This window comes from Campylobacter sp. IFREMER_LSEM_CL2256, from assembly GCF_025771645.1.
In the GTDB taxonomy this organism is placed as follows: Bacteria; Campylobacterota; Campylobacteria; order Campylobacterales; family Campylobacteraceae; genus Campylobacter_D.
The window spans coordinates 90828-102758 of record NZ_JAKMQQ010000002.1; the positions used below are offsets into that span (position 1 = coordinate 90828).

The 11931-nt window shown below is 31.5% G+C and carries 12 protein-coding genes; 3 read left to right on the forward strand and 9 right to left on the reverse strand.

The features are described 5' to 3' along the window. Positions 1 to 106: 106 nt before the first annotated feature. The 9 genes from rimP to L8U00_RS01535 all read right to left on the reverse strand — a co-directional run bounded on the left by rimP (position 107) and on the right by L8U00_RS01535 (position 8285). Positions 107 to 529 carry a ribosome maturation factor RimP gene (gene rimP / locus L8U00_RS01495; protein WP_263708289.1) on the reverse strand — a complete coding sequence of 141 codons (423 nt, stop codon included), beginning with the start codon at positions 527 to 529 and terminating at the stop codon, positions 107 to 109. Beyond that, entirely contained in the window at positions 519 to 881 is a 363-nt protein-coding gene (rbfA, locus tag L8U00_RS01500; RefSeq protein ID WP_149061987.1) for a 30S ribosome-binding factor RbfA, read from the reverse strand. Before rbfA ends, rimP begins: the two co-directional genes overlap by 11 nt. Next, on the reverse strand, positions 878 to 3511 hold the full coding sequence (gene infB / locus L8U00_RS01505) for a translation initiation factor IF-2 (protein ID WP_263708290.1): 2634 nt from the start codon (positions 3509 to 3511) through the stop codon (positions 878 to 880). The genes rbfA and infB overlap by 4 nt, the downstream gene beginning before the upstream one ends. Next, positions 3492 to 3758, reverse strand: a complete 267-nt coding sequence (locus tag L8U00_RS01510; protein WP_263708291.1) for a hypothetical protein — start codon at positions 3756 to 3758, stop codon at positions 3492 to 3494. Before L8U00_RS01510 ends, infB begins: the two co-directional genes overlap by 20 nt. A gap of 24 nt (positions 3759 to 3782) precedes the next feature. Then, on the reverse strand, positions 3783 to 4661 hold the full coding sequence (gene thrB / locus L8U00_RS01515) for a homoserine kinase (protein WP_263708292.1): 879 nt from the start codon (positions 4659 to 4661) through the stop codon (positions 3783 to 3785). Positions 4662 to 4669: 8 nt separating this feature from the next. Next, positions 4670 to 5077, reverse strand: coding sequence for a tRNA threonylcarbamoyladenosine biosynthesis protein TsaB (locus L8U00_RS01520; RefSeq protein WP_263678416.1), 408 nt, complete (start codon positions 5075 to 5077; stop codon positions 4670 to 4672). 41 nt (positions 5078 to 5118) lie between these two features. After that, complete coding sequence (lpxC, locus tag L8U00_RS01525; RefSeq protein WP_263702708.1) at positions 5119 to 6003, reverse strand: UDP-3-O-acyl-N-acetylglucosamine deacetylase; 885 nt, start codon at positions 6001 to 6003, stop codon at positions 5119 to 5121. A gap of 2 nt (positions 6004 to 6005) precedes the next feature. Further along, entirely contained in the window at positions 6006 to 7385 is a 1380-nt protein-coding gene (locus L8U00_RS01530) for a M23 family metallopeptidase (protein ID WP_263708293.1), read from the reverse strand. Positions 7386 to 7457: 72 nt separating this feature from the next. Continuing rightward, positions 7458 to 8285, reverse strand: a complete 828-nt coding sequence (locus L8U00_RS01535; RefSeq protein WP_263678412.1) for a prephenate dehydrogenase — start codon at positions 8283 to 8285, stop codon at positions 7458 to 7460. A gap of 78 nt (positions 8286 to 8363) precedes the next feature. On the opposite strand from L8U00_RS01535, the gene bamA reads away from it, so the two are divergent. Genes bamA through L8U00_RS01550 form a run of 3 tightly spaced genes read left to right on the forward strand, consistent with a single transcriptional unit; the run spans position 8364 to position 11931 of the window. After that, entirely contained in the window at positions 8364 to 10580 is a 2217-nt protein-coding gene (bamA, locus tag L8U00_RS01540; protein WP_263708294.1) for an outer membrane protein assembly factor BamA, read from the forward strand. A 50-nt stretch (positions 10581 to 10630) separates the two neighbouring features. After that, complete coding sequence (gene accD, locus L8U00_RS01545; protein ID WP_263708295.1) at positions 10631 to 11473, forward strand: acetyl-CoA carboxylase, carboxyltransferase subunit beta; 843 nt, start codon at positions 10631 to 10633, stop codon at positions 11471 to 11473. Between the two features lie 2 nt (positions 11474 to 11475). Then, positions 11476 to 11931 (forward strand): 23S rRNA (pseudouridine(1915)-N(3))-methyltransferase RlmH, encoded by a 456-nt coding sequence (locus tag L8U00_RS01550; protein ID WP_263678409.1) that lies wholly within the window; start codon positions 11476 to 11478, stop codon positions 11929 to 11931.

The following is an 11931-nucleotide window of genomic DNA, read 5'->3' on the forward strand; positions in this document are numbered from 1 at the left end:
ATTTAAAATTATTATCTAAATATTATAAGATAAATCTATACTATTATTACTTTATATTAAACTTTAATTATACAAAAAATAAGTAAAAATTTAGATTTCTAAATTTTTACCATTGTATGAAGGTTTTAGCTTTTCTTATGTCGCTGAATTTTAAAGTAGTTTTTTCTTGAGTTTCTAAATTTTCTAAAGTGATATTTTCTTCATCTACGGCTATGATTTTTGCTTCGATTTTTTCTTTTTCATTAGTTGTGATTTTTACAAGCTCGTTAATGCTTTTTGCAAAATGCTCGATTTTGCTAAGTTTTCTTTCAAGCCCACAGCTTGATACTTCTAAAAAATATTCTCCACTCACAGGTGGTTCTACATCAAAAATAGGCGATAAAATTTCGCTAAATCTAGCACAATCATCAAGATTTACCCCACCTTCTTTTTGCACATAAATTCTATAAATCTTTCTACCATTTTCACTTACTAGCTCATCATCATAAAAGCTAAGCCCTGCTTCTTTACAAAGTGCTTCAAGATTCATTTTGTTCCTTTTTAATTTTTTCAAATAAAGCATCCATATGATTTTGATACTCTAATCTATCATCAAATTTAAAGTGAAAATTCGGACATCTATACCACCCTTGCTCACTCATGCAGTAATTTTGCAAAGCACGGGCAGCTTTTTTAAGTTGGTTGAGTATGATTTCTTGCTCTTGGGTATTAAAAAACATTTTATCTAAATACACAAAAGCATCATATCTGCCTTTTTTACACTCTACATCCACCACACACAAGTTTTTTAAAACCTCGTTGTCTAAATTTGCTAAGGCTTCTGGTATAAGCTCTTTTAAAATGCTTTCTGTGCGTAGTTTTTTGATTTCAGCTGGGTTCATAGGCTTACTTGTTCCTCAACTTCTTTGTAGCTTTCTATATAATCCCCCACTCTCATATCATTACAACCTTCTATGCCTACACCACATTCATAGCCTTTTGCAACTTCTCTTACATCATCTTTAAAGCGTTTGAGCGAGCTTACATTACCTTCAAATACCACAACCCCATCTCTAATGAGCCTGATTTTCGCACCACGATTGATCGTACCTTCTGTCACCATACAACCTGCGATTTGGCCTAGTTTTGGTACATTGATCACTTGGCGAATTTCAGCTTGACCAAGTTGTTCTTCAGAGATGATAGGACTCATCATACCACCTAGTAAGGCTTTTACATCATCAAGCAAATTGTAAATAACATTATAAGTTTTTATCTCTACGCCTTTATCTTTAGCGCGTTCTTTGATCTCACCAGTTGGGCGTATATTAAAGCCTAAAACGATAGAGTTTTCACTAGCACTTGCAAGCTCTATATCGCTTTGAGTAATCCCACCTACTCCACTATGGATGATATTAACCTTAATCTCATCGTTTTTGAGTTTTTCTAAACTCGCCTTAATCGCTTCAAGTGAACCTTGCACATCTGCTTTTAAGATCACAGGAAGGGCTTTTAAATTGCCTTCTTTGATTTTTGCACCAAGCTCATCTATACTTACTTTAGTGGATTTGCTTAGTTCTTTTTGGCGGTTGTATTCATGGCGTTTATTAGCATATTCTCTTGCTTGTTTATCGTTATCTACAGCTATTAGCGTTTCTCCTGCGTCAGCTACTTCACTAAGACCTATGATCACCCCACACTCACCTGGGCCTATTTCTTTTAAAGCTTTGCCTTGATCATCGCTCATAGCACGCACTTTACCATAAGCTTCCCCTGCTACAACAGTATTTCCCACTCTTAAAGTACCATTTTGCACGATGATAGTAGCCACAGGACCTCTACCTTTTTGCACTGAAGATTCTATAATACTTGCTTTAGCATGGGCTTTTGGATTTGCTTTAAGCTCTAAAATATCAGCTTGTAATAATACAATTTCAAGTAAATCCTCTATACCATCACCCTTTTTAGCTGAAACTGGCACAAACTCATGGCTTCCACCCCATTCTACTGGCATGATGTCCATTTCTGCTAGCTGGGTTTTTACCATGTCAGGATTTGCGTTTTCTTTATCCATTTTATTAATAGCGATGATGATAGGCACATTAGCTGCTTTTGCATGATTGATCGCTTCTTTAGTTTGTGGTTTTACCCCATCATCTGCAGCTACTACGATAATAACAATATCCGTTATACTAGCTCCCCTTGCACGCATAGCAGTAAATGCCTCATGGCCTGGAGTATCGATAAAAGTGATTTTTCTACCATTTTTTTCCACCATGTAAGCACCAACATGCTGAGTGATCCCGCCTGCTTCACCACTTGCAATGCGTGATTTTCTTATATAATCAAGCAAAGAAGTCTTACCATGATCCACATGCCCCATAATAGTGATAACCGGAGCTCTTTGGCTTAAATTCTCTTCTGTTTGATTTTCATCATAATCTTTTACATAATCAAACTCATCAGCCTCATCAATGATATTAATCTCCACGCCAAATTCAGCTGCAAGAATTTCTATAGCATCCTCATCTAAAAAGTCATTTTTAGTCGTCATCATGCCAAGCATAAAAAGTTTAGAGATAACTTCTCCGGTGTTTTTACCAAGTTTTTCAGCAAATTCATACACACGAATTTCTTTAGGTATACTTACACTTGTGATCGCTTCGCTTTCTTTTTTCTCTACCTTTTTAGGTGGCTTTTTACGACTTCTTCTTTGTATACCACCCTCGCCAAATGGATTGATAGAATTATTTAAAGATTGTTTTAAGATATTTGGTTGTTTTTTATTTGCTGGTTGTGCTGGTTTGTTTTCTTTTACACTAAAATCAGGTAAAACTACCATATCATCATCTTCTAAAGAGATATCAGCAAAGTCTTTATCTCCTAAAAGATCCATTTTAGTAGTGCTTTCTTTTTTGCTTGCTACAGGATGATTTTTCTTTTCTTTTTTCTTTCTTTTTAAATTCTCATCTGAATTTGAAAAAATCATACTAAGGCTTAAACCTTGAGTAGTTTGTGTACTAAGTTTTTCTTCTTTGTTTATTTGAGTTTCTTTGCTTTCTTCTTTTTTCTTTTTAACGATGACCAAGCCTCTTCTTTTGGCTAAATTTAAATTAGAACCTAGCTTCTCATCGAGTTTAATTTCTTCTTTTTTCTCTTCTAATGCTTCATTTTTTATAGGATTTTCAGGTTGTTTTTCTTCTTTTTTTATTTCATCTTTTTTTTCACTTACTGCTTTAGTAGGGCTTTTACCTTCTTTTTTAGTAGTAGTTTTTTTCTCTTCTTTTTTGCTTTCTTCTTTTTTAGTAGTTTTTTTTGCTGCACTTTCTTTTTTAGGTTTGGCTACTTTTTTTACCACATCCAGTATTTCACCAGATTGAACGTATTGATAAATCGCCTCTGCAATTTCAGAAGATACTTTTTTGTTAGGGGATTTGATATCTTCTAAGCCCATTTCATTGGCTTTTTCTATAATTTCTTTACTTGTATATCCTAACTCTTGAGCGATCTCGCTAATCTTTACATCTGCCATTAAAAAATATCTCCTTTAAATCCTGCTGATTTATATTACCATGAAAATTGCCTTTGCAAGCTCTCATAAAAGCCCTTTGCAATGTTTTTTCATCTTTATCAAAACATGAATTACAAATATACAAACTCCTACCAAATTCCACTTTAGTGATAATTTGAGAATTTTTTATTTGAAATTGTTGCAAACCTTGCTTTTCATAACGACCTTTGCAAACAATGCACATTCTAATGGGTATATGATTTTTCAAAATTATATCTTTTTTTTGGAATTTTTAGCAAATTTTAAAGCCCTCATCATCAAATTCTAAAAGCTCAACTCTAAATTTAGCAAATTTATTTTTGATTTTTTCTTTGATTTGTTTAGCATCATCTTTATAAGCTAGAGTAAAAAAACTCGAACCTGATCCTGAAAGCGCACTCATGAGAGCATTATTATCTAAAGCTAGTTTTTGCACTTCAAAAAGTTCTGGCAAAAGTTTCATTCTTTGATTTTGATGAAGTTTATCCAAACTTGCATATTTTAATAAATCATATTTTTTCTCTAAAAAGCAAGCAGTTAAAAATGAAGCATGGCAAAGATTAAAAATGCTATCTTCTAGGTTGATTTTTTTAGCTAAAACCGCTCTTGATTTTTGAGTATTCATCGCTACATTTGGTATGGTTATAACAGCTTGTAGGTCTTTATCCACTTCTTTTTTTATAGCTAGAACTTTTTCATTATGAGTTAATGCACACACAAAACCCCCAAGTGCTGCTGGAGCTATGTTATCTGGATGGTTTTCATATTTTAAAGCTTCATTTAAAATGGTATTTTTATCCGCCTTAAACCCACTTAATTCATAAGCACAAGCAATAGCCCCAACTATCACAGCAGAAGAACTTCCCATGCCTCTAGCTAAAGGGATATTATTTTGGAAAACAAAGCGGAAATTATCTTTTTTACCACTAAGTCTTTGATAAATTTCATAAAAAATATTGACAAAACTATTGTTTTTTTTAAGATAGATATTATTTTCACCTTCTCCGTGTATGCTAATGCTAAAAAATTTAGATTTTTCAACTATGGTTTGATTAAAATATTTTAAACTCAAACCCAAACAATCAAAACCAGGACCTAAATTTGCACTTGTAGCAGGAACTAAAATCTTCATTTTTTACCTTAATTAATCGCATCTAAAACATAAAAAGGTGTATTTTCTTTACTGAAATTTAAACCTTTTAAACTTTGAGGCATAAAAAAACTTCCCGCTTGTGTCTTTTCTAAAACAATCTCATCATCATCTTTTTTTACAAAACATAAATGTTTATTTGCAGCTATAGGAGCGTTATTATTTAGCTCAAAAGCACTAATAGCTTTTAAAGGTATATTTTTAACTATAGCTAGGGTTTTAAAAGAAACATAAGAAATTTTTATACCCATGTAAGAGCCTGGTCCATGTACATAAATAAGCTTTTCAAACTCATATTGTGAAAGTAAATCTTGCAGTATTTTTGGCAAAACTTCACTAACTTTTAAATCATTCTCAATGGTTTTTATCAATACATCATTTTCATAAATACCAAGCATTAAAGGTTTTGCTATGGCATTTAAAAGTAAAGTAACCTTTTTTATGCAAAAACCTTTTCATAAACTTTATATGCACTTTTTTCTAAACTTACCACTTCATAAGCACTAGGATCTTTTAAAAGTTCTTTGGTTAGAAGATGATTAAGTTTGTGCGAACCTGCATAAGAAGTATAGTCTCCAAAAACTCTACATCCAAGCAAGGTTAAATCACCTATGGCATCTAAAATTTTATGACGCACAAATTCATCTTTAAAACGCAAACCTTCAGGGTTTAAAATACGATTATCATCAATTACAACAGCATTTTCTAAGCTTCCACCAAGACCTAAATTCATAGCTCTTAAAGCTTGAACATCCTTTAAAAAGCCAAAGGTTCTTGCTCTTGCTATTTGCTCTATGTAGTTTTGTTTGCTAAATTCAAAACAATAATTTTGCTTACCTATAATAGGATTATCAAATTCGATTGTATAGTTTATAATAGGCATATCCGTAGGACTTAAACGCACAAATTTATTACCTTCTTTTACTTCTACAATTTTTTTAATCACTAAAATTTTTTTAGCCACGTCAAGCTCTTTTATGCCTGCTTCTTCAAGCATCATACAAAAGCCTATGCTACTACCATCCATTACAGGAGCTTCATTAGCATCTAAAACTATACGTACATTGTCAATACCATAAGCATTAATTGCACTCATTAAATGCTCTATAGTAGAAACATAACCTCTATGATCACCTATTACAGTAGCCATTTGCGTATCGATGACATTTTCAGGCTTTGCTTCATAAGAAATTCCCAAATCACTTCTATAAAACACTATACCACTGCCAGCTTCTAATGGCTCTAATTTTATACTAATAGGCTCACCCTTGTGTAAACCTATGCCAACACCTTTAACTTCTTTTGCTATTGTTGTTTGATTCATTTTTATTCACTCAAAATTCTTTTTTTGCTTGACTCTAATACATTATAGATATTTTCTTTTATCCATTTTGCATCTTGCCATTGCTCAGGACGCACTTCAACTCCTTGTACTAAAACACCAAAATGCACATGATCTCCAAGTGCTAAACCTGTAGTGCCTGTAGTACCTATAACATCACCTGCTCTAACTCTATCTCCTACATTTACATCCACATTAGTGCAGTGTCCATAAAGAGTATAAATACCAAAGCCATGATAGATGATAATATTTAATCCATAAATTCCATTTTCTTGTACAAATACCACTTCACCATCGTTATTACTAATAATAGGTGCTTCTTTTATGCTTGCTAAATCAAGCCCCATATGATAAGAGCTACTAAAAGCTTGATTATTATAAGAATAAAATCTATGATCAGCATAATCAGCTACTTTTTGGCCATTTTTTAAAGGCTTGAAAAGATTAACTTTAAAATTATTAATCATAGTATCAGGAACTTTGCTTGTAATATCATGAATGATAACTTCATTAGAAGCTCTTAAATCTTCATTCACAAATTTAAATTTTTCAAGCCTACTTAATTCTCTATCTTTTGGAGCATATTTTTGTGCTAAAAATTCAATCTTGCCATCTAAAAATCTATCACTTACTTTTATATTTGATACACGGTATTTTTTATTAGTAAAATAATATCTAATTCTTTGTTTGTTTACATTACCTGCTTTATCTACTGCCACTACATAAGCTCTAAAGTGCTCATCAGTCGCCTCCCAAGGAATCAAAGCAGCATAATATCCTTCTTTCACATAAGGAGTTGCTTTAAAAATTTTATCTTTATCGGTTGTGATATAAACTTCTTGTAAATTCTCATCACTTGCTTTAAATACCACACTACCTACTCCACCTTGTTCGATTTGGTAAGAATTGTCTAAAATTTCTACAAGTGGTTTTTTGGTATCAATGATAACTCTCACTTCTTTAAGCGCTTGATTTCCTAAAAAGAAATTCCAAAAACTACTATCAATTGCTTCTATTACAAGTTTATAAGAATCGACTTTTTCTTTATAAGCTGGTTTTGGTAATTTTAAGTCAAAATGAATGCTTTTTTTATTGCCTTTAACATGTTCATTAACAAGTATTTCACCATTTAACTCATTTGCCTTAAATAGTGTGACTTTAACATCTTTTAAAGCACTTTCATCGCTTATTTCTATAGATATAGGATCTGTTAGATTACTATAAATTACATCTGATTTTGTTTGAATTAACGGAGGATTTTTTTCAAACAACTTTGTATTTAAAACAAACACCACAAAGGCTAAAAGTATTAAAAAAACTACAAAAATCCATTTTTTATTTGATCTTTTACGCGCAAAAACCATATTTTCACTTTCAATCTATTTTTTTAAAAATATATTATTCTTTAGCAAATTAAGAGTAAATTATAAAAAATTTTATAGAATTTCTCTTAATTTATTTGCACTTTTAATCCAAGTCTCAAGCTCATTTATATCACATTTTTCTATCATTTTTTTACATTCTTGTAATTCTTTTTGAAATAAATCAATAGAATTTAATAAATTTTGTTTGTTTTGTTCAAAAATACCACTCCACATTTGAGGGTTTGACTTAGCAATCCTGCACATATCTTTAAAAGAAGGGCCTCCTAGGTGAGCTATATTTTTTTTATTTTCTTCTTTCATCACAAAATTTGCCAAAGAAAAACTAATCACATGCGGTAAGTGTGAAATGATAGAAGCATGATGATCATGCGCAATACTATCCATAAATACAAGCTTCATTCCTAAATCTGAAAAAATTTCTATAGCCCTTTTTTGATGGATATGATCAGCATTTTGCACATCACACAAAACACAAACTGCACTTTTATATAAATCTTTTATAGCTGCATTTGGACCACTATTTTCAGTTCCTGCCATAGGATGAGCTGCGATAAATTGACTTTTCAAATAAGAAGGTAAATTTTTAATAATTTCTTCTTTTGTGCTTCCAAGCTCGATGATAGTACAATCTTTAGAAATGCCTTGAAATTCTTTTAAGATTTTTACAATAGCTCTTACAGGAATAGCTAAAAAAATCACATCACATTTTTTTAATTCTTCAAAAGAAACAATTTTATCTATTAATTTTCGCTCTAGTGCGATTTGCTCAAATTCTTTGTTTATATCATATCCACAAACTAAATCTATTAATTTATTCTCTCTTAAGCTAAGACCCAAAGATCCACCTATTAAGCCAAGTCCGATTATACCTACTTTCATAATTTTTCCTTAAAAAGCATTAGTTAAAAATATTTTGGTATTATAACGATTTTGTATATAAAAATTTAGGTAGATTTGATGAAAAAATGGTTTGTTTTCTTTGCACTCTCAAGTTCTTTATGTGCAGCTACGATTAAAGATATAAAATTTGAAGGCTTATCGCAACTTTCTAAAGAAAGCGCTATTGCGATTTCTAAATTAAAAATAGGACAAAAAATTGATCCTGCTAGTATAGATACAGCGATTAAAAATCTTTTTGATAGAAATTATTTTAAAGACATAGTAGTAGAAGAAAAAAATGGGGTGCTGATTTTTAAAGTAGTAGAAAAACCTTCCATTGGAAAAATAGATATTCAAGGTATAGCAAGTAATGATAGAAAACAAATAGAAAGCCTTGTTGGCTTAAAACCTGGAATTTTATATGATGAAAATTCAGCCAAAGATGCAGCCGAAAAAATCAAACTTTTTTATCAAGCCAAAGGTTTTTATGATACTGTTGTAGAAATCAAAGATGAAAAATTAAGTAATTCAAGCTCATTAAAACTTACTTTTGTTGTAAATCGTGGGGAAAATATCATCATAGAAAAAGTGCATTTAAGTGGTGCAAAAAATTTAAGCTATTCAGATATTGAACCTGCGGTAGCAAATAAACAAAGAGAAGCCCTAGGCTGGATGTGGGGCTTTAATGATGGTAAGCTTAAAATCTTTGATTTAGCAAATGATAGCTCAAGAATTTCAGATGTATATTTAAAAGAAGGTTATCTTGATGTGAGCGTATCTCCTGCTTTTTTAAATACTTACACAGATACTTATCAAGCTGATTTAACTTATTTTATCAACGAGGGTGAGGTTTATAAAGTCAAAGGGATTAAAATTTTTAATCCAATTTTTAGTGATGAAGAAAATGAAGCTTTGGCAAATGATTTAAAATTAAGTGTTGGAAAAATAGTTAATATAGAAAAACTAAGAGAAGATATAAAGACTATAGAAACTAAAACAGCTGATTTGGGCTATGCTTTTGTACAAGTTATACCTGATATACAAAAAGATAAAGAAAATCATGAAGCTATGATTATTTTTAAAGTCATACCTAATGAAAAAGTATATGTTAGAAATGTTGAAATTTCAGGCAATACCAAAACAGTTGATAGAGTTATTCGTAGAGAGCTTTACCTAACAGAAGGTAATCTTTACAATAGAACTGATTCAATAGACTCAAGAAATGCCTTAAGAAGAACTGCGTATTTTGAAAATGTAGATATTAAAGAACAAAGAGTAGATGATACGCATATTGATTTGATAGTAGAAGTCAAGGAAGCTTCAACTGGAGCCATTTCAGGTGGTATTGGCTATGGAACTAGTGATGGAATTTTACTTAGCGCTTCATTATCTGATGCAAATATCTTAGGCTCTGGTATGAAAGGAAGTGTGAGTATAGACAAAGGTGATGATACACTTTCTGGTAGAGTATCTTTAAGAAATCCTAGAGTAAATGATAGTGATTATTCTCTTGGAGGATCATTATATTCAGATCGTTTAGAATGGGATAGCTATGATGAGAGAAACTATGGTTTTGACATAAGCGTTGGTAAAACTTTAGGAAGATATACAAGCATAGATTTAACTTATAATCTTGAACAAAGTGATATTTATCATTTAAGTGATCGCTTAATCGCTCAAGGATATAAACTTGGAAAAACTTATAAAAGTTCCATCACTCCTTCGATAGTGTTTAACAATACAGATGATTATTATTTGCCAAGATCAGGTTTTATCGCCTCAACTTCGCTTGAATATGCAGGCTTAGGTGGGGATCAAGAATTTATAAGCTCTACTACTAAATTTAATTATTATCAAGGCTTGGAAGAGTTTATAGGTTGGGATTTGATTTATCGTTATAAAGCAAGTTTTTATAAGGTATGGGATCAAGGTTATTTACCTATCAATGAAAAATTATATCTTGGTGGTATAGGAACTATTAGAGGTTTTGATAGAAGAAGTGTGAGTCCTAAAAATGAATGGGGTGATGAAACAGGTGGTACAGTGGCTTTTGCAAATTCTGTAGAACTTAGCTTTCCAATCTTTGATAGAATCAAACTTAGAGGTAGTGTATTTTTTGATTATGGCGCTATAGGAGAGAGTTCTTTAAGTCAAATTCAAAGATGGAGCACAGGCGTTGGCTTTGAGTGGTTAACCCCACTAGGTGCTTTAAATTTAGTTTTTGCTAAACCATTTAATACTAGCTCAAAAGACGATTTGAGCAAATTTGAGTTTATGTTGGGTGCAAGATTTTAAAAGCAATAAAATCTTGCTATAATTTTGAAATTTTATTTTAGGTAGAGATAATGAATTTTTTAGATATTTTTTCTAGTATAAGACGCAAGCAAGCCGCTCCAAGCGAAGCTCCAAATCACTGGGTAAAATGTAATTCTTGTCATGCGTTAATGTATTATAAAGAAATAGAAACTTGTTATAATGTTTGTCCTAAATGTAATTTTCATATGAGATTAAACCCTCTAAAACGCATTGAATTACTCAGCGATGAAGGCTCTTTTGTGGAAATGGATAAAGACTTACATGCAATCGATCCGCTTAAATTTGTAGATAGCAAATCGTATAAAAAAAGATTAGCAGAAAATGAAGAAAAAACAGGTAGAAAAAGCGCCATAATAAGCGGAGAATGCACCATAGATGGGATAAAAACTCAATTAGTTGTTTTTGATTTTTCTTTCATGGGTGGAAGCTTAGGCTCAGTAGAAGGTGAAAAAATTCTTAGAGCTATTGAAAGAGCTATTGAGAAAAAAACTCCTGTTGTTATAGTGAGTGCAAGTGGTGGAGCTAGAATGCAAGAAAGCACTTATTCTTTAATGCAAATGAGCAAAACAAGTGCAGCGTTAAAACTATTAGCAGAAGAAAAACTTCCTTATATTTCAGTCTTAACTGATCCAACTATGGGTGGTGTAAGCGCATCTTTTGCTTGGCTTGGAGATATCATCATGGCTGAACCTGGTGCCCTAGTAGGCTTTGCAGGAGCTAGGGTAATCAAACAAACCATAGGGGCTGATTTACCAGAAGGCTTTCAAAAGGCTGAATTTTTACTTGAACATGGGTTGATTGATGCGATTGTAGTAAGAAGTGAACATAAAAAATTTATAGCAGACTTTTTAAGATTTTTTTCTAAAAACTAAAAATGCAAATTAATCTTTTAAGCATTCAAAAAAATAATAATGATGAATTTAGCAAGATAGATGAGCATTATACTAAGCTTATTAAGAAATTTTGTAGTTTTAATGATATATGTGTTTTTAATAACAAAATTAATCAAGCACAAAATACTAACGCCATAGAAGCAAAAAAATCTTATACAAATGCACTAAGTCCTTACAAAAAAGGTTTTTGCATAGCATTAGACGAAAAGGGTAAAGAATTTACAAGTGTAGAATTTGCAAAATTATTGCAAGATAAAAATGAAATTACATTTTTTATAGGCGGTGCTTATGGATTTGAGCAAGAATTTATTGCACAAATGCATACAAGTATAGCTCTTAGCAAAATGACCTTGGTGCATAAATTTGCTAAAACTATGCTTTTAGAGCAAATTTATCGTGCATTTTGCATTAATACAAATCACCCATATCACAAATAG

Coding starts and splice junctions, on each gene's coding strand:
- rimP (WP_263708289.1), bottom strand. CDS start 529: ATGAATCTTGAAGCACTTTGTAAAGAAGCAGGGCTTAGCTTTTATGAT.
- rbfA (WP_149061987.1), bottom strand. CDS start 881: ATGAACCCAGCTGAAATCAAAAAACTACGCACAGAAAGCATTTTAAAA.
- infB (WP_263708290.1), bottom strand. CDS start 3,511: ATGGCAGATGTAAAGATTAGCGAGATCGCTCAAGAGTTAGGATATACA.
- thrB (WP_263708292.1), bottom strand. CDS start 4,661: ATGAAGATTTTAGTTCCTGCTACAAGTGCAAATTTAGGTCCTGGTTTT.
- L8U00_RS01520 (WP_263678416.1), bottom strand. CDS start 5,077: ATGCTTGGTATTTATGAAAATGATGTATTGATAAAAACCATTGAGAAT.
- lpxC (WP_263702708.1), bottom strand. CDS start 6,003: ATGAATCAAACAACAATAGCAAAAGAAGTTAAAGGTGTTGGCATAGGT.
- L8U00_RS01530 (WP_263708293.1), bottom strand. CDS start 7,385: ATGGTTTTTGCGCGTAAAAGATCAAATAAAAAATGGATTTTTGTAGTT.
- L8U00_RS01535 (WP_263678412.1), bottom strand. CDS start 8,285: ATGAAAGTAGGTATAATCGGACTTGGCTTAATAGGTGGATCTTTGGGT.
- bamA (WP_263708294.1), top strand. CDS start 8,364: ATGAAAAAATGGTTTGTTTTCTTTGCACTCTCAAGTTCTTTATGTGCA.
- accD (WP_263708295.1), top strand. CDS start 10,631: ATGAATTTTTTAGATATTTTTTCTAGTATAAGACGCAAGCAAGCCGCT.
- L8U00_RS01550 (WP_263678409.1), top strand. CDS start 11,476: ATGCAAATTAATCTTTTAAGCATTCAAAAAAATAATAATGATGAATTT.